Below are 17,916 nucleotides of genomic sequence, written 5' to 3' on the forward strand. Positions count from 1 at the left end.
ATGCCCAGGTTGCCTTCGGCCAGCGCACCGGCCTTGCCGATGGTGCGGGGCGTGTCGAAGTAGCAGGGCGCCGCACGATTGTCGCGAATGGGCTGGAACGATCCTGGAGAAAGATGGACGAAGCAGACACGGGCGTCATGCCCGCGCCCATGCGTCGGCCGCGTTCCGACGTTTTGTCGACACATCGATTCAAGCCCGACATGCATTCAAGCAAAGCAAGCGGCCGGTTCGAACTGCAGGCCGCACTCAACGAGGTAGGCATGGCGCCGAGCACACACAGTGCGCTGCAGGCTTATCGGCGCAATAGCGACCTGCTGGCGGACTGGCGGGTGATCTATGCCGACACCGAAGACCGATCGAACCTCAAGCTCAGGCGACAGCAGTTGTCCGAGACCGGATTCGTCGCGACCGTGTTCCGGGGCAAGTCGCTCTGGGTATTCGACCGGGAGGCGATCGCGACGGATGCCCTCGTTCATTTTGGAATCGGACACGGCACGTTCGTCGATTCCAATGCGGCGAGCTACATCCGATCGCTGGCCTACCGTGAACGGCCGCACGACGCGCTGCTCCAGTGGTGTCGTGCGCTATCCGCGACGATTCCCGCCGACGAGCTCGCCCGCCTGAATCCGTATCTGTATCTGTGGGAGAACCGGAACGACCGCAGCGCGAAGCGGGTGGCCCGGGTGCGCGAGTCGATCGCCGCGATACACGCGTTGTCGCTGATCCGCGAGCCGCTCGATGCGAATTGGGGAATTCGCTACAGGACTTCCTGCCGGGAAATGGCCGAAGCCGCCGCTGACCAGTTGCTTGCCGGGCTTTATCGCGATCTGGAGTCCGGGCTGGCCGATGCGATCGACAGCCAGGTCGATCTCATGGAGGCCGTGCTGGTCAGGACCAAGATCATCGAACTGGCGTCGGGAAAATCGCCCGGGCACAAGCTGGAAGAGCTGGTGCGGTTCATGCACGACGATCTTTCCACGTTCATGCTGCGCGAGCTGTTCGTGTGTGCCGACATTCTGAGCCGCGGCGGACGCTGCCAGCTTTCGGACAAGCTGAACGCGCTGCAGAACCAGGTCGAGCCGCTGGCTTTGCTCCGGAATGCCGCATGGGATCTCGCGATGCCGCGCTTCATGGAGGAATTGACCAACACGCTGAGCGGGCCGGAGCAATCGGCGTTCTACGTGCCGAGCCTGATCACGTTCGACCGCGACGTGGTCGATATCCTGAACCTGACGGCGCTGCGCGCGATTGCGTTGCCGCGCACGTCGCACGAAGCCTTTCCGTTCATTGACGAGCCGCTGCACGAATGGCTGGGCGAGCGCGTTGGAGAACGCCGGATGTCAGGGCTGGCCCCCTTGTTCGGAGAGGCCGCGTTCGACGCGCGAGCCCGACGCCGAAGCCGGTCCCACGTGCGCGACGTGCTTCGCGAGGATCGCCAGCGCTTGCTGTCGCTCCTGGCCCAGGCGAAGCGTTAGCGCGCCGCGAACGCACTTGACGCCCATCGGGAAACGCCGCATCTTCAGCGGATCGGTTCGAGCAGGATCATTCCGCTGCGCGATCGCCGCGACGCAAGCCGCCACGTCGCCCCGGCGCGCCACCCCATCAAGGAGCCCCCCGATGAACCCGTTTCAATTCCGCACCGTGCCGTCGCTGATCGTGGAGTTCGGTGCGGCGCGCCGGCTCGGCGTGCTGCTGCGCGAGCGTTTTCCGGCGCTGGCGCGGCTGTGCGTCGTCACAGATGCGTTCCTGCATCGCAGCGGCGTGCTCGCGCCGGCGCTCGAGAGCCTCGCCGCGCACGGCTGGCAGGTGACCGTGATCGACGACGTGGTTGCCGATCCGCCCGAGCACGTGGTGCTGGAGGCGACCGGGCGGGCGGTCGCGGCCGACGCCGAGATCGTGCTGGGCCTCGGCGGCGGCTCGTCGATGGACGTCGCGAAGCTGCTCGCGGCGCTCGTGCCCGGACGGCAGCCGCTCTCGGAAATGTACGGCGTCGACAAGGTCACGAGCGCGCGGCTGCCGCTCGTGCAGATGCCGACGACGGCCGGCACCGGCTCCGAAGTGACGGCGGTGTCGATCGTGACGGTCGGCGAAGCGCGCAAGATGGGCGTCGTGTCGCCGCACCTGCTGGCCGACGTCGCGATCCTCGACGCCGAGCTGACGCTCGGCCTGCCGCGCGCGGCCACCGCGGCGACCGGCATCGACGCGATGGTCCACGCGATCGAGGCCTATACGTCCGCGCGCCTGAAGAACCCGGTGTCCGACATGCTGGCGCGGCGTGCGCTGACGCTGCTGTCGCGCAACCTGCTCGCGGTCTGCGACGACGGCCGTGACCGCCGCGCGCGCGAAGCGATGCTGGTGGGCGCGATGTTCGCCGGCCAGGCGTTCGCGAACGCGCCCGTCGCGGCCGTGCATGCGCTCGCGTATCCGGTCGGCGGGATCTTCCATGTGCCGCACGGCCTGTCGAACGCGCTCGTGCTGCCGCACGTGCTGCGCTTCAATGCGCCGGCCGCCGCGCCGCTGTATGCGGAACTCGCGGCGATCGTCGCGCCGGCCGCCGCCGGCAGCGACGAAGCGAAAGCCCGCGCGCTGATCGACGAGATCGACCGGCTGATCGCCGCGACCGGCATTCCAAGCACGCTGCGCGAAGTCGGCGTGACGGAGGGCGACCTGCCGCGGATGGCGGCCGAGGCGATGCTGCAGACCCGCCTGCTCGTGAACAATCCGCGCGAGGTGACGCAAGCGGATGCGCTGGAGATCTACCGGCAGGCGTGGTGACGCGGGCCGGCGCGGGCGCCCACCCGCTGCGCCGCGCTCAGCGCGCGTTCGCGACCGTGACCTTGCCCGGAATCAGTTTCAGCGTGCTGAATGCATCGGCGATGCTCTGCTGGTACGCGAGCGTCGCATCCGTGATCGGCTGGACGCCGTAACCCGCGCGCTTGAGCGCGACTTCGAGCGTCGGCGCGTCGAGGCCGACGAGCGGCGACAGCTGCGCGGCGACGTCCGGCACGTGGTCGCGCGCCCAGCGATCGACCGCGTCCACTTCGTCGAGCAGCGCGCGCAGCACCTGCGGCTGCGCGGCCGCATACTTGCGCGCGGCGAGATAGTACTGCGTGTTGCGCACGAGCCCTTCGCCGTTCGCGATCGCGCGCGCGTTCAGCTGCCGTTCGGCGGCGGCGAGGTACGGGTCCCAGATCACCCACGCATCGACGTTGCGCTGCACGAACGCCGCGCGCGCATCCGCGGGCGTCAGGTAGACCGGCTGGATGTCGGCATACGCGAGGCCCGCGTGCTCGAGCGCCTTCACGAGCAGGTAGTGGACGTTCGAGCCTTTGTTGAGCGCGACCTTCTTGCCGCGCAGCTGCGCGACCGAGCGGATCGGCGAATCGGGCGGCACGACGATCGCTTCGCCGCGCGGCGCGGGCGGTTCGCTGCCGATGTAGACGAAGTCGACGCCCGCGGCCTGCGCGAAGATCGGCGGCGTTTCGCCGACCGTGCCGACGTCGATCGCGCCGGCGTTCAGCCCTTCGAGCAGTTGCGGCCCGGCGGGAAACTCGAGCCATTCGACCGCGACGCCCTGGCTCGCGAGCCGCTTTTCCAGCGTGCCGCGCGCCTTCAGGACGACGAAATTGCCGTATTTCTGGAAGCCGATCCGCAGCCGCGCGGCGTTGCGTTGCGCATAGGCGGGCGCACCGGCGAGCGGCGCGAGCGCGAGTCCTGCCAGCCCGGCGGCTGCGCCGTGCAGCAGCCGGCGGCGGCGCGAATCGGCCGGGGCGGTGTCGATCGGGGTGTGACGTTTGCTCATCGGGCAGTCTCGGGGCAGGGAAGCGGAAGCGCAGCGGGAGATGGTGCACTCCACGCGTGACGGACCCAAGACCTTACGTCGGCAGGCGGGCTGCACCAACCAATCTTTGCGCATATCCAAAGCAGCGAATCAGCGAACGCGTCGGCACGCTCCGACGCTTCCTCTGCGATAAGCAATGGCGAATTAATTGGTAAGTGATTGGCGTCGCGCGCGCGAAGATGAAGCGCAGTCCATCGCGCTTTCTCTCACCGTCATCGCCATCATGAAGACTCTTTTCGTTCCGTCCGTCGCGCGTCGCCTCAGGCTCGGTGTGCTCGCCGGCGCGCTGTGCGCGCTCGCGGCGTCGCACACGCTAGCCGCGCCGGCCGGCAAGACGCTCGTGTACTGCTCCGAAGGCAGCCCGGCCGGCTTCGACCCGGGCCAGCACACGACGAGCACCGACTTCGACGCGAGCACGTTCACGATCTACAACGCGCTCGTGGAGTTCAAGCGCGGCACGCTCGACCCCGAGCCGGGGCTCGCGACGAGCTGGGACGTGTCGCCCGACCAGCGCGTCTACACGTTCCACCTGAGGCGCGGCGTGAAATTCCAGACCACCGCATGGTTCAAGCCGACCCGGCCGTTCCAGGCCGACGACGTCGTGTTCACGTTCCGCCGGATGCTCGATCCGGACGATCCGTTCCGCAAGGCATATCCGACGAGCTTCCCGTACTTCAGCGATCTCGGCTTCGACCGCAACATCGAGCGCATCGACAAGGTCGACGATGACACGGTGCGCTTCGTGCTGAAGACGCCCGACGTGATCTTCGTGCGCAATCTCGCGATGGCCTTTGCATCGATCCTGTCGGCCGAATACGCGTCGCAGCTCGCGGCGCGCCATCGCGAGGCGGACATCAACCAGCTGCCGGTCGGCACCGGGCCGTTCCAGTTGCGCGCTTACCAGAAGGACGCGGTGATCCGCTACGATGCGAACCCCGATTACTGGAAGCCGGACGACGTGAAGCTCGCGCACCTGGTGTTCGCGATCACGCCCGATTCCGCGACGCGGCTGCACAAGCTCGCGAGCGGCGAATGCCAGGTGTCGGTGTTTCCGCGGCCCGCGGATCTCGACACGGTGAAGCGCGATCCGAAGCTCACGCTGTTCTCGGGGATGGGCTTCAACGTCGGCTTCGTCGCGTACAACACGCAGCATGCGCCGCTCGACCGCGTCGACGTGCGGCGCGCGCTCGACATGGCGATCGACAAGGCCGCGATCATCAGGACCGTCTTCGGCGGCGACGCGAAGATCGCGACCAACCCGATGCCGCCCGCGCAATGGTCGTACAACCCGCGGCTGAAGGACGCGCCGCGCGATCTCGCGGCGGCGAAGGCGCTGCTGGCGCGCGCGGGCTTTCCGAACGGCTTCGAGCTGACGCTGTGGGCGATGCCGGTGCAGCGCCCGTACAACCCGAACGCACAGTTGATGGCGCAACTGATCCAGCAGGACTGGGCGAAGCTCGGCGTGCGCGCGAAGATCGTCAGCTACGAATGGGGCGAATACAACCGGCGCTCGAAGCTCGAGGGGCAGCACGACGCGATCCTGTACGGCTGGTCGGGCGACAACGGCGACCCGGACAACTGGCTGGGCGCGCTGCTCGGCTGCGGCGCCGTGCACGGCAGCAACCTGTCGAAGTGGTGCAACGCGGAATTCGACCGGCTGATCGACCAGGCGCGCACGCACGCCGACGTCGCGCGGCGCACGGCGCTGTACGAGCAGGCGCAGGTCGTGTTCAAGGACCAGGTGCCGTTCACGCCGATCGCGCATTCGATCGTGTCGCTGCCGGTGTCGACGCGCGTGCACGGCCTCGCATTCTCGCCGCTGGGCGGACACCGGTTCGACGGCGTGTGGCTCGATTGACGCAATAGGCAGTAAAAACCGCACGAATAAATCGATCCGGCTTCGTCGTTTTTACCGAGCCGCGCGAGCGCATCGGTAATAAATCCAAGCCGACGCGCGGGCCCGAAAATGCAATGAAAATCGACGCGCTGCTCGCGCGCGGTGAACGGCCGATTCGCTCGTGAAGGGGCGAGCACGCGCCCGATCAACGATCCGGAATTGCGTTGCTTCGCGAGAAACAATTGCGGCGCAATGACAAATTGTTGGATTGTTGCGGGGTGCTATCCATAAATACACTCCGACGCCAAATAATTTGAATTCGTCCGGAAAATTGTCTATACCCAAGACGAATCAAGGTCGTCGGCAAGGTGCCTGCCGGCGGCGCAGCGATCGAGTTGACTCCGGGGATGCGAGCGGCCCGATGTGAGGGCCGCCGGAGTCACGCAACGCCATGACGTTCAACGGTCGATCACCGACCCCCTTGCAAGGAGGTTGCCATGCTGCAATACGCCAAGTCCCTGCTGCGTGACGAACGCGGCGTCAGCTCGATGGAATACGCGGTGCTTGCCGGCATCGTCGTGGTTGCGCTCGCGGCGGTCGGCGCGATCCTGAGCAGCACGTCGGGCGGCTTGCCGAGCCTGTTCACCGCGCTGATCACGAAAGTGACCGGCCTGATCTGATTCCCCGACCCCGCGCCGCCGACGCACACGGATCCGCAGCAGTCGAACGTATCTCGCGCGGAGGCGCGCCGACGGACGGCTTCGCTCATGCTCTATCTCGTGCAGTCGGTGGCCACGGCCGTGCTGGCTTCGCTCGCGGTGCAGGATCTGCGTGCGCGGCGCCTGTCCAATCGCGCGGTGCTGGCGTTCGCGACGCTGTACTTCGTCGCGGCGGCGCTCGTGCGCGACGGGTTCGCGCCGGTGGCCGGCCACGTCGCGACCGGCGCGGCGATGCTGCTGCTGTTCGGCGGGCTTCGCCACGCGGGCTGGATCGGCGGCGGCGACGTCAAGCTGGCGGCGGCCGTGTTTCTATGGGCCGGCCCGGCGTTGGCTGTCCCGGTGCTGACGATCGTCGGCGCGGGCGGTCTCGCGTGCGGCGTCGCGGTGCTCGCGGCCGACGCGCGGCAGCGCCGCACCGCGCCCGCGCGTCCCGTCGCGACGCGCGGCGTGCCGTACGGAGTCCCGCTCGCACTGGGCGGCGCGTTGTCGGTCTGGGCGGCGTTTGCGCACGCCGCCACGTTTACTTAGCCGGGGGACGCACGCCGCCATGCCCAAACCCCTGAGAATGGCCGCGCTGATCATTGCCGCCGGCATCGGCGCGTTCATCCTGCGCGAGCTGTACGTCGCCGCGTCCACCGCCAAGCCGCCCGTCGAGTCCGCGGAGGCGCGCGTGCGCGTCGCGGCCGCCGACCTGCCGGAAGGGCTGCTGCTGCGCGACAACGATCTCGCGTGGAAACGCGTCCCGCATGCGCAGGTGCCGCCGGGCGCGTTCGTCGAATCGCAGCCGGGCGCGGACCTGAAGGGCGCGCTGCTGCGCAACCGCGTGAGCGCGGGCGCGCCGATCCGCGCGGACAACGTGATCGCGGCCGGCGCGCCGGATTTTCTCGCGGCGGCGCTGAAGCCCGGCATGCGCGCGATCTCGGTGCCGGTCGACGACGTGTCGGGCAACGCGGGCCTGATCCAGCCGGGCGATTTCGTCGACGTGCTGCTGACCCAGCAGATCGGCGGCACGACGGCCGAGCCCGGCGCGTACGAGGCGGAGACGGTCGTGCGGCGCGCGCGCGTGCTCGCGGTCGGCTCGGAATTCCAGCGCGCGAAGGGGCCTGCCAGCGGCGCGGACGCGACCGTCCATGCGCGCACGGTCACGCTCGAGGTTGCGCCGCGCACCGCGCAGGTCGTGCTGGTCGCGACGCGGCTCGGCTCGCTGTCGCTCGCGCTGCGCAGCTTCGCGACGAGCGACCGGCGGCAGCCGGCGGGCGGCGACGAGCAGGAGCCCGACACGCCGCCGGTGTGGGCCGGCGACGTGTCGCGCGCGTTCCGCGACGCGATGCGCGCGCCGGCCGCCGCGCCGGCTGCCGGCGCGCGGCTGCCGCGGCAGAACAACACGGTGGTGATCTATCGCGGCTCGACGGTCGACGACGGGGCGCGCGGCGGCGGCATCGGCGTGGCCGGCGTGCCGCCGCTGCCGCCCGGGTTGCCGGGCCTGCCCGGCGTATCGAACGGCGCGTCGAACGGCGGCAATCTCGCCGCGCAGGCGCCGCAGCCGCCGGGGACGGCCACGCAGTAACGGATCGGACCGGCCGCGCGGCGGCCGGCATTTGGGCATTTGACGAGAAAACGCATGGTGCGCATGGTTCGTTGGATCGCTCTGTGGTGCATGGCTTGTGTTGCCGCGCCCGGCGTCGCGTTCGCGCAGCGCGCGAGCGCGACGGATGCGGGCGCGCCGCTGACGCTCGCGGCCGGCAAGGGCGACCTGCTGTCGCTGCCCGAGCCCGCGGCCACGATGTTCGTCGCCGATCCGTCCATCGCCGACATTCAGGTGCCGTCGCCGCGCACCGTGTTCGTGTTCGGCAAGAAGGCCGGCACGACGACGCTGATCGCGCTCGGCGCGAACCACCGGCCGATCCTGCGCAAGACCGTGATCGTGCAGGCCGATACGGCGTCGCTGCAGCGCGTGCTCGACAGCCGCTTTCCGCAATGGCAGCTCAAGGTGTCCGGCGCGCCGGGCTCGCTGATGGTGTCGGGCAAGGTGCCGAGCGGGGCCGACGCCGACGCGGTGATGCAGTCGCTCGCGCCGTACCTGCAGGACAAGGAAAAGCTCGTCAACCGGCTCACGCTGTCGCGCCCGATCCAGGTCAACCTGCGCGTCAGGGTGACCGAGGTGAGCCGCAACATCACGCAGCAGCTCGGCATCAACTGGAGCGGGCTCGGCGGGTCCGGCAACTTCATCGGCGGGCTGTTCAACGGGCGCACGCTGTTCGACCCGACCACGAGCCTGTTCAACCTGTCGCCGACGGGCGCGTTCTCGGTGCTCGGCGGGTTCCGCGCGGGGCGCTGGTCGATCGACGTCGTGCTCGACGCGCTCGACCAGGAAGGGCTGATCACGATGCTCGCCGAGCCGAACCTGACCGCGATGTCGGGCGAGACCGCGAGCTTCCTCGCCGGCGGCGAGATCCCGATTCCGGTCGCGCAGAGCGGCACCACGACCGGCGCGATCACGGTCGAGTTCAAGCCGTTCGGCGTGTCGCTCGACTTCACGCCGACCGTGCTCGCCGAGAACCGGATCAGCCTGAAGGTGCGGCCCGAGGTCAGCGAGATCGACCCGACCAACAGCGTGACGACCGGTGGCGTCAAGGTGCCGGCGCTGAGCGTGCGGCGCGTCGAGACGACGGTCGAGCTGTCGAGCGGGCAGAGCTTCGCGATCGGCGGGCTGCTGCAGAGCCAGACGAGCGACGTCGTGTCGCAGATCCCGGGGCTCGGCCGGCTGCCGGTGCTCGGCCGGCTGTTCTCGTCGAAGAACTTCCAGGACAACAAGACCGAGGTCGTCGTGATCGTCACGCCGTACATCGTGCAGCCGGCCGGGCCCGGCCAGCTCGAGCAGGCGATCGACACCGTCGCGCGGCCGAGCAGCGACCTGGAGTTCGCGGTGCAGCGCAACCTCGGGCTCGACCTGCTGTCGGGCGACACGCCGCGTCTGGTCGGCGCCGCGGGCTTCGTCTACTGACTTCGGGAGGGCGCTCATGCGAATTCGAACGACCGTCGCCGCGCTGGGCCTGCTGACGCCGCTGGCGCTCGCGGGCTGCCTGTCGGCGCCGCCGCCGCTGAGCCTGCCCGATACGACCGCGATCGGCTTCGACGGCGCGCGTGCGGTGCCGCCCGACTGCATGAAGCTGATGCAGCCGTCGCATCTCGTCGATGCGGGGTTCGGCCGCGCGGGCGTGCCGTTCGGCTGCGCGACCTACCGCAACCTCGCGGCGATGCTCGCGCGGCCCGAGGATCTCGTCGCGCCGGTGCCGTACGGCGGTGCCGATGCAGAAGCGGCGGCCGGCGCGGTGCGCCGCTACGTCGAGGATCGCGTCAAGCAGCCGGCGCCGGGCAAGACGCTGACGACGACCGGCTCGCCCGGCCGCTGATCCCACTCACGCTTCTCTCACGCCGCCATGAAAGTCCTCGCCAGCCGGAATCCCAAGCGCGCCGCCCCTGCCGGCGCGGCGGACCTCATTGCGGTCGTGTCCGACCCGGGCAGCGAGGACGTGATCCGCCGCGTCGCGAAGGATCTGTCGATCACGCGCGCGCACCTGCAGCCCGGCGGGTGCGACGACGCGATCCGCCTGCTGCAGCAGAACGAGCGCTCGCCGCGCCAGCTCGTCGTCGACGTGTCGGACTCGGTGCTGCCGGTGTCGGACCTGATGCGGCTCGCGGAAGTGTGCGACCCGTCGGTGCGGGTCGTCGCGGTCGGCACGCAGAACGACGTCGGGCTGTTCCGCAACCTGCTCGGCATCGGCGTGCAGGATTACATCGTCAAGCCGCTGACGGTCGAGCTGGTGCGGCGCGCGTTGACGGCCACCGAGTCGGTCGTGCAGGTGCGCACCGGCAAGACCGTGAGTTTCGTCGGCGCGCGCGGCGGCGTCGGCGCGACCACGATCGCGGTGAGCCTCGCGCGCTGCCTCGCGGGCGAGAAGCGCCGGCGCGTCGCGTACGTCGACCTGAACCTGCACGGCGGCGGCGCGAACTCGATGTTCGGGCTGTCGAGCAACAACGGCCTGATCGAGCTGCTGAACATGGAGCAGCGGCCGGACGACGCGCTGTTCGAGCGCATGTTCGTCACGAAGGGCGACCGGCTGCACGTGCTGTCGGCCGAGCTGGCCTACGGCGCGGACGTGGCGCTGCGCGACGAGGCCGTCACGGGTCTCGTCGACATGCTGAAGGACCGCTTCCACTACGTGCTGTTCGACGTCGGCAGCGCGGCCGGCCACCTGTTCGAGGACGCGCTCGAAGCATCCGATCTCGTGTACATCGTCGCCGACCGGTCGGTGCACGCGGCCTACGAAGCTGGGCGGCTCGCGCGCTTCACGCGGGAGCTGCCCGGCGAGCGGCTGCTGTCGATGGTGCTGAACAATCCGCTCGCGCCGGTGGCGGGGCGCGTCGAGCCGGCCGATTTCGAGGAGGCGTTCGGCAGCGTGAGGCTGCGCGAGCTGCCGCACGAGCCGCAGACGCTCGCCGTCGCGGAAAACCTCGGCGAGCCGATCGACGGCGCGAAGCGCCACGGCTTCCTGGACGAGATCCGGCAGCTGGCGAACGGCATCACCGGCGAATCGATGGCCGTGGCCGAGCCGTGGTACGCGCGGTTCGTCAGATGGAGGACAGGCACGTGATGAAATTCGGCACCCGCAACCGGCCGCCGGCGGACTCCGCGCCGGCCGAGCGCGCCGAGCGCGCCGAGCCCGTCAACGCGCCGCGCCCGCCCGCGCCCGCGCCGATGCCGACCCGCGCGGCGGCCGACCACCACGAGTCGCTGATCCGGTCCGGCAAGTTCGACGCGATCCGCACGGCCGTGTTCGCGTCGATGAACATGTCGGCGGCGCTGATGAAGTCGCGCGACGAGGTGCGCGCGGGCATCGAGCAGGTGGCCGCGCACACGGTGGAGCGCGAGCAGCTGAAGATCACGGCCGGCGAGCAGGTGCTGATCGTCGACGCGATTTTGAACGACATGTTCGGCGTCGGGCCGATCGAGCCGCTGCTCGCCGACGAGACGGTGACCGACATCCTCGTCAACGGCCCCGATCAGGTCTACGTCGAGCGCGCGGGGCGGCTCGAGCTCACGACGCTGAAGTTCCGCGACGACGCGCACGTGACGAGCGTCGCGCAGCGCATCGCGGCGGCGGTCGGGCGGCGCGTCGACGAGAGCAGCCCGATGGTCGACGCGCGCCTCGCCGACGGCAGCCGCGTGAACGTCGTGCTGCCGCCGGTCGCGATGCGCGGGCCGTCGATCTCGATCCGCAAGTTCGCGAAGCGCGACATCACGCTCGCGCGCATGGCGCAGCAGGGCAACATCTCGCCCGCGATGCTGCAGGCGCTGAAGGTCGCGTGCACGTGCCGGCTGAACGTCGTGATCTCCGGCGGCACCGGCTCGGGCAAGACGACGCTGCTCAACGCGCTGTCGCAGCATATCGAGGAGCACGAACGAATCGTGACGATCGAGGACGCGGCCGAGCTGCAGCTGCTGCAGCCGCACGTCGTCAGCCTCGAGACGCGGCCCGAGAACACCGAGGGGCTCGGCGGGATTTCGCAGCGCGACCTCGTGCGCAACGCGCTGCGGATGCGGCCCGACCGGATCATCCTCGGCGAGATCCGCGGGCCGGAGGCGTTCGACGTGCTGCAGGCGATGAACACGGGCCACGACGGCTCGATGACGACGATCCACGCGAACTCGCCGCGCGACGCGATCAGCCGGCTCGAAAGCATGGTCATGATGGCGAACGCGAACCTGCAGCTGCTGTCGATCCGGCGGCAGATCGCGAGCGCCGTGCACCTGTTCGTGCAGATCGAGCGGATGCGCGACGGCGTGCGCCGCGTCACGCGGATCACCGAGATCGTCGGGATGGAAGGCGAGGTGGTCATCACGCAGGACCTGTTCGCGTTCCGCCAGGACGGCGACACGACGCGCGACGCGGTGAAGGGCGTGTTCGAGGCGTCGTCGCTGCGGCCGGCGTTCGCCGCGCGCGCCGCGTACTACGGCGTCGACGACGCGCTGGCCGAGGTGTTCCGGCAATGAGCGCCGCCGACCTGTTCGCGGCCTGCGCGTTCGTCGCGCTCCTCGGGATCGGGCTCGCGATCTCGGCGCTGCTCGAGCGCGCGCGCAACGCGCCGGCGCAGCGCATTCGCGCGCGGATGCGCCGCCTGTCGCCGGCGCATGCGGGCGGCGACGCGGGCGCGGCCGACGGTTCCGGCCTCGCGCTGCTGAGCCTCGAGCGCCGGCAGAGCCGGGCGCGCGCCTGGCTGCAGCGCTACGTGTCGCGGGTGCGCGCGGTCAGCGGCGACGGCGGCGTGCGGATCGTGATCGCCAGCACGATCGCCGGCGCGCTCACGGCGCTCGTCGCGGTGAAGCTGATCGAGCCGCCGGGGTTCGTGCGCCCGTTCGTCTACGCGGGGCTGCCGCTCGTCGCGCTGCGCAGCAGCTATCTCGCGCTGATCCGGCGTTTCCGCCTGCGCTTCCTCGAAGCGTTTCCCGATGCGATCGACCTGATCGTGCGGGCGGTGCGCGCCGGCATTCCGGTCACGCAGGCGATCAGCACGGTCGGCGACAGCGCGGCCGAGCCGGTGCGCTCGACGTTCCGGACGATGGGCGACAGCCTGCGCGTGGGCGCGGACCTGAAGGACGTGCTGACGCAGGCGGCGGACCGGCTGATGATCGCGGACTTCTCGTTCTTCACCGTCTACCTGCTGCTGCAGCGCGAAACCGGCGGCAGCCTGGGCGAGACGCTCGACGAGCTGTCGAGCATCGTCCGCTCGCGCCGCGACATCCGCCTGAAAAGCCGCGCGCTGACCGCCGAAGGGCGGATCACGACCAACATCATTTCGGCGGTGCCGTTCGTGATGATCGGCGCGCTGTTTCTCGTGAACCGCTCGTACATCATGCTGCTGTTCACGACGCACGCCGGCCATACGATGCTGACGATCGCGGCCGTGCTGCTCGTGATCGGGCTGCTGGTGATCCGCAAGATCTCGAGAATGGAGACCGCGCGATGACGCTGTCGATGCTGGCCGCCCGCGGCCTCGAACTGCTGCTGTTGCTGGCCTGCGTCGCGCTCGCGCTGGCGCCGCCCGGCGGCGGCACGCGCAAGCGGATCGCCGCGCGCGTGCGGCAGGCGGCCGGGCAGCGCGCGGCGTCGCCGGCCGCGCTGTTCCTGCAGCCGGGCGACGTCCGCCAGGACGTGACGCGGCGGCTCGCGCAGCTCGGCGAGCGGCTGCCGGTGCTCGACCCGATGCAGCGCGTGAAGCTCGGCCTGCAGCTCACGCGCGCGGGTTTTCGCGAGCGCCGCGCGGTGTCGTCGATGATCGGGATCAAGCTGAGCGGCGGCGTGCTGTTCGCGTGCGTCGCGATCGTGTTCAGCCCGTACATTCCGCGGCTCGGCGAGTACTTCGTGATCCGCGCGCTGGCGATGGTCGCCGCGTTCGTGATCGGCGTGATCGTGCCCGAGTACGTGCTCGGCGCGATGATCCGGCGGCGGCGGCGGATCATCGCCGGGTGCCTGCCGGATGCGCTCGACCTGCTGGTGATCTGCACGATGGCCGGCAACAGCCTCGCGGCGGGCATCCGGCGCGTCGGGCAAGAGCTTTCGCGCATCTGCCCGCCGCTCGCCGACGAGCTGTCGGTGTGCGCGGACGAGCTCACGCTGAGCGGCGACGTGGCTGCGACGCTCACCCATTTCGCGACGCGCGTCGACCTGCCGTCCGCTCGCTCGCTCGCGACGACGCTCGCGCAGTCGCAGCGGTTCGGCACGCCGATCACGCAGGCGCTGCGCACGCTTGCGCGCACCGAGCGCACCGAGCAGATCGTCGCGCTCGAGGAGCAGGCCGCGAAGCTCGCGCCGAAGATCACGCTGCCGATGATGCTGTTCATCCTGCCGACGGTCTGCCTGATCGCGGCGGGCCCGGCGGCGATCCGCCTGCTCGAGGTGTTCAGATGACACGATCCGTCGCACGCGTGATCACGATCGCGCTCGCGGCCGTGCTGCCGGTGCTGGCCGGCGGCTGCGGCGCGCCGGGCATCCAGCCGAGGCCGGTGCTGTCGCACAAGAGCGACGATCCGCAGGCCGAGATGCGCATCGCGGACAGCGCGCTGGCCGGCGGCAACGTCGAGCTCGCGGCGACGCTGTACGAGAAGGTGCTCGCCGCGCATCCCGATGCGCTCGCGGCGCGCGTCGGGCTCGGCGACGTGAATTACCGCACCGGCAACCTGGAGCGCGCGCGAATTCTCTACGCGGAAGCGCAGCGGCTGGCGCCGGCGGAGCTCGGCCCGCAGCTCGGGCTCGCGCGCGTCGCGCTGCGGCAGCGCCGGCTCGACGAGGCCGGCGAGCGGTATCGCGCGCTGCTGGCCGCGCAGCCGAACCATCCGCTCGCGGCCGAAGGGCTCGGCACCGTGCTCGACCTGCAGGGGCGCCATGCGGATGCGCAGGCCGTGTATCGCGAAGCGCTGCGCGCGCATCCCGATGCGCAGGGGCTGCGCGTCGATCTCGGGCTGTCGCTCGTGCTGGGCAACCGGCCGCGCGAGGGCGTGAACGTGCTGCTCGACGTCGCCGGGCTGCCCGACGCGCCGTGGCAGGCGCGCCAGAATCTCGCGTTCGCGTACGGCGTGCTCGGCAACACCGATTCGGCGAAGAAGCTGCTGTCCGCCGACCTGCCGGCGTCGGCCGTGGCCGACAACCTGCGCTTCTACCAGGCGGTGCGCGCGCGGCTCGGGGCGCGCGGGAGCACGGCGGGTGCGCGGCCGGCGCTCGCGCAGCCGGCCGCGGAAGCCGCGCCATGACACGCCGGGCGACAGGCGAGCGCCACGCGCGCGGCGTCATCTCGCTCGAATTCGTGCTGATGCTGCCGTTCCTGCTGATGGTGCTGCTCGGCATCATCGACGTGAGCCTGATCCTGTGCGACAAGGCGGTCATCACGAACGCGAGCCGCGAGGCGGCGCGCGCGGGCGTCGTCGTGCGCTCGCCGATGCTGACCACGACGCAGGTCGCCGGCGTCGCGCTCAACTACACGCAGAACAGCCTGATCACCGGCGGCGCCGCGACGACGCCGACCGTGAACGTCACCCAGGCGAACGGCACGACGTCGGGCAGCGCGCTGACGGTGACCGTGACCTATACGTACTCAGGGCTCGTGCTGGGCTCCGCGTTCAGCGCGCTGACCGGCCCGGTCACGGTGTCGGCGACTTCGGTGATGCTGTATGAATGACGCGGGCCGCGAAAGTACCGCATCCGCGCGGCAGCGCGGCTCCGTCGCGCTGTTCTTCCTGCTGTTCCTGATTCCGCTGCTGATGTTCGGCGCGCTGGCGATCGACGTCGCGTGGGTGGCGGTGGTCCGCAACCAGTTGCAGAACGCCGCTGACGCGGCCGCGATCGCGGGGGCGGATGCGTTGATGGCGCCGAGCGGCGGCGCGCTGAACTGGTCGCAGGCGGCAACGGCGGCGAGCGGCGCGGTCGCGCAGAACTCGGCCGCCGGCAGCGCACTGTCGACCGGCACGGTCGCCGCCGGCTACTGGAACCTGGGGCGCAGCCCCGCGACGATGCAGGCGGCCACCATCACGCCCGGCACCTACGACGCGCCGGCGGTGCAGGTCACCGTGTCGCGCGCGCCGGGCGTGAACGGCGGGATGATTCCGCTGCTGCTCGGCGGCCTGCTCGGGATTCCCGGCGCGTCCGGCAGCGCGACCGCGGTGGCGGTGCTGGCGGCGCCCGGCGGGGTGGCGGCCGGCGGCCTGTTCCCGGTCGCGATCGACCAGTGCGTGTACAACCAGTACTGGAATGCGGCGACCAACCAGCCGCTGATCAATCCGCTGACGGGCCTGCCGTACGAATTCATCATCACGAACGGCCAGACCTACGGCGCGACGTGCATGGGCGGGCAGTGGACGTCGTTCCAGTCGACCGCGAACGACGTGACGACGATGGCGGGCCTGATGGCGACCGGCAATCCCGCGCAGCTCAGCATCGGCGACAGCATCTGGCTCGCGACCGGCGTGAAGGCCACGCTCTACACGTCGGTGCCGGTCGGCACGACGGTGGTGCTGCCCGTCGTCACGCAGACGGCCACCAGCACCTACGTTCCGGTCGTCGCGTTCGCGGCGTTTCACATCGACGTGTCGCTCGGCGGCACCTACAAGTACATCCAGGGCCACTTCGTCGCGGGCGTCAAGATGACCGGCGTCGCGAGCGGCGTCGGGCCGTACTACGGCGTGTATGCGCCGCCGAGGCTCGCGTTGTGAGCCAGGGTCTGTTCATGCATGGAATGCGCGCGGCGCAGCAGCATGAGCAGCGCCCCCAGCGTCACGGCCGGCCCGATCTGCGGCGCGTGGAACACCGGGTTCAGGTATTCGTACAGCGGCAGCGCCCACATCAGCGCGATCATCGCCTGCTCGCCGCGCAGCCAGCCGTCGCGCCAGCCGATCGCCAGCATGCACGCGAGCGCGACGCCGAGCCACGCGAGCTCGTAGTGCCACACGTACGGATTCGACGCGAGCGTCGCGACCATCAGCATCGCGGCGCGCAGGCGCGGGTCGCGCGAGCGCGCCCACACGACGCACGCGGCCGCGATCGCGATCGCGGCGACGCACGCCTGCGCGGCATACGCGGCCGCCACCGGCAGGCCCGCGAGGCGGAACGCCGCGAACGGCGTCGGCGACGCGAACCAGAACACGATGCCGTGCTCGAGGATCAGCGCGCGGGCGAGCCCCGTGCTGGCCACGAACAGGCGCAGCGATTCGACGCCGCACACCAGCACGCTGAGCGCGGCGAAGCCGGTCGTCGCGAGCGCGGCCCACGCGAACGTGCGCCACGCGCGCGCGGCCGCCAGCACGAACGGAAACAGCAGCGCCATCTGCGGCTTCACCGACAGCAGGCCGATGCAAAGGCCCGCCCACGCGGGCCGGCGGTCGGCCCAGCAGACGGCCAGCGCCGCGCACGCCGCGGTCAGGAACGCGTTCTGCCCGAACATCGCGGTGACGAACACGCACGGGCTCGCGACCAGCGCGAACGCGCCGACGCGCTTCATGCGGGGGCCGGCGCCGGGAATCGCGGCGAACCCGGACACGCGCCACACGGCGACCCCGAGCAGCGCGACGCCGAACGCGACGAACAGCGGATAGCCGAGTGCGAACGGCAGCAGCGACAGCGGCGCGACCATCATCAGGTAGGTGGGCGGGTACAGCCACGCGAGAAAGCCCTCGCGGTGGAAATGCGGGAACATCCGGGCCGACATCCGCGAGAAGGTCGGGAAATCGTAGGCCTGCCAAGGGTCGCCGTGCAGCATCACGTAGGACGCCGACCAGAACACCGAGTAGTCCGAGCCGGGGCGCGACGCGACGGGCCCGTGATGCGCGACCCACGCCCAGATCGACAGGAAGATCGCATAGAACGCCAGCACGAACGCGCTGTACGCGACGACCCGCGCGGGCGTCAGCCAGGCGCGCACGGGGTGGTGCGCCGCTTGCGCCGATTGTCGGGGGATGTCCATGGGCGGCA

General features: G+C 70.4%; 16 protein-coding genes and 1 pseudogene. 15 read left to right on the top strand and 2 right to left on the bottom strand.

Annotation, left to right across the window (positions count from 1 at the left end; genetic code table 11):
* Positions 1-113 precede the first annotated feature (113 nt).
* Together HWX31_RS35015 and HWX31_RS23765 are read left to right on the top strand one after the other, a co-directional pair.
* Entirely contained in the window at positions 114-1,475 is a 1,362-nt protein-coding gene (locus tag HWX31_RS35015; protein WP_244143818.1) for a hypothetical protein, read from the top strand.
* A gap of 142 nt (positions 1,476-1,617) precedes the next feature.
* Positions 1,618-2,775 (top strand): iron-containing alcohol dehydrogenase, encoded by a 1,158-nt coding sequence (locus tag HWX31_RS23765; RefSeq protein ID WP_174963891.1) that lies wholly within the window; start codon positions 1,618-1,620, stop codon positions 2,773-2,775.
* Between the two features lie 37 nt (positions 2,776-2,812).
* Here HWX31_RS23765 and HWX31_RS23770 read toward each other — a convergent pair whose 3' ends face one another.
* Positions 2,813-3,802, bottom strand: coding sequence for a sulfonate ABC transporter substrate-binding protein (locus HWX31_RS23770; RefSeq protein WP_174963892.1), 990 nt, complete (start codon positions 3,800-3,802; stop codon positions 2,813-2,815).
* Between the two features lie 262 nt (positions 3,803-4,064).
* Here HWX31_RS23770 and HWX31_RS23775 point away from each other — a divergent pair, with 262 nt between their 5' ends.
* The 13 genes and pseudogenes from HWX31_RS23775 (at position 4,065) to HWX31_RS23835 (ending at position 16,661) form a co-directional block, all read left to right on the top strand.
* Positions 4,065-5,699, top strand: coding sequence for an ABC transporter substrate-binding protein (locus tag HWX31_RS23775; RefSeq protein ID WP_174963893.1), 1,635 nt, complete (start codon positions 4,065-4,067; stop codon positions 5,697-5,699).
* A gap of 476 nt (positions 5,700-6,175) precedes the next feature.
* Positions 6,176-6,358 carry a Flp family type IVb pilin gene (locus HWX31_RS23780; RefSeq protein WP_059613819.1) on the top strand — a complete coding sequence of 61 codons (183 nt, stop codon included), beginning with the start codon at positions 6,176-6,178 and terminating at the stop codon, positions 6,356-6,358.
* A gap of 87 nt (positions 6,359-6,445) precedes the next feature.
* On the top strand, positions 6,446-6,925 hold the full coding sequence (locus tag HWX31_RS23785; protein ID WP_059871246.1) for an A24 family peptidase: 480 nt from the start codon (positions 6,446-6,448) through the stop codon (positions 6,923-6,925).
* Between the two features lie 19 nt (positions 6,926-6,944).
* Positions 6,945-7,964 carry a Flp pilus assembly protein CpaB gene (gene cpaB / locus HWX31_RS23790; RefSeq protein ID WP_175933970.1) on the top strand — a complete coding sequence of 340 codons (1,020 nt, stop codon included), beginning with the start codon at positions 6,945-6,947 and terminating at the stop codon, positions 7,962-7,964.
* A 54-nt stretch (positions 7,965-8,018) separates the two neighbouring features.
* Positions 8,019-9,401 (top strand): type II and III secretion system protein family protein, encoded by a 1,383-nt coding sequence (locus HWX31_RS23795; protein WP_174965243.1) that lies wholly within the window; start codon positions 8,019-8,021, stop codon positions 9,399-9,401.
* Positions 9,402-9,414: 13 nt separating this feature from the next.
* Positions 9,415-9,810, top strand: a pseudogene (locus tag HWX31_RS23800) (CpaD family pilus assembly lipoprotein); the annotation flags it as partial.
* A gap of 27 nt (positions 9,811-9,837) precedes the next feature.
* Entirely contained in the window at positions 9,838-11,052 is a 1,215-nt protein-coding gene (locus HWX31_RS23805; RefSeq protein WP_174965244.1) for a CpaE/TadZ family protein, read from the top strand.
* Positions 11,052-12,452 carry a TadA family conjugal transfer-associated ATPase gene (locus HWX31_RS23810; RefSeq protein WP_174965245.1) on the top strand — a complete coding sequence of 467 codons (1,401 nt, stop codon included), beginning with the start codon at positions 11,052-11,054 and terminating at the stop codon, positions 12,450-12,452. The genes HWX31_RS23805 and HWX31_RS23810 overlap by 1 nt, the downstream gene beginning before the upstream one ends.
* Positions 12,449-13,426 carry a type II secretion system F family protein gene (locus tag HWX31_RS23815; RefSeq protein WP_174965246.1) on the top strand — a complete coding sequence of 326 codons (978 nt, stop codon included), beginning with the start codon at positions 12,449-12,451 and terminating at the stop codon, positions 13,424-13,426. Before HWX31_RS23810 ends, HWX31_RS23815 begins: the two co-directional genes overlap by 4 nt.
* Complete coding sequence (locus HWX31_RS23820; RefSeq protein WP_174965247.1) at positions 13,423-14,367, top strand: type II secretion system F family protein; 945 nt, start codon at positions 13,423-13,425, stop codon at positions 14,365-14,367. Before HWX31_RS23815 ends, HWX31_RS23820 begins: the two co-directional genes overlap by 4 nt.
* Positions 14,364-15,206, top strand: a complete 843-nt coding sequence (locus HWX31_RS23825; protein WP_174965248.1) for a tetratricopeptide repeat protein — start codon at positions 14,364-14,366, stop codon at positions 15,204-15,206. Before HWX31_RS23820 ends, HWX31_RS23825 begins: the two co-directional genes overlap by 4 nt.
* Positions 15,203-15,631, top strand: coding sequence for a TadE/TadG family type IV pilus assembly protein (locus tag HWX31_RS23830; protein WP_174965249.1), 429 nt, complete (start codon positions 15,203-15,205; stop codon positions 15,629-15,631). Before HWX31_RS23825 ends, HWX31_RS23830 begins: the two co-directional genes overlap by 4 nt.
* Entirely contained in the window at positions 15,624-16,661 is a 1,038-nt protein-coding gene (locus tag HWX31_RS23835; protein ID WP_174965250.1) for a TadG family pilus assembly protein, read from the top strand. The genes HWX31_RS23830 and HWX31_RS23835 overlap by 8 nt, the downstream gene beginning before the upstream one ends.
* Here the strand turns inward: HWX31_RS23835 and HWX31_RS23840 are convergent.
* On the bottom strand, positions 16,625-17,908 hold the full coding sequence (locus HWX31_RS23840; protein ID WP_174965251.1) for a glycosyltransferase family 87 protein: 1,284 nt from the start codon (positions 17,906-17,908) through the stop codon (positions 16,625-16,627). The two genes, HWX31_RS23835 and HWX31_RS23840, sit on opposite strands and share 37 nt — an antisense overlap.
* Between the last annotated feature and the right edge of the window lie 8 nt (positions 17,909-17,916).

It is taken from the genome of Burkholderia ubonensis (assembly GCF_902833085.1).
GTDB lineage: Bacteria > Pseudomonadota > Gammaproteobacteria > Burkholderiales > Burkholderiaceae > Burkholderia > Burkholderia ubonensis.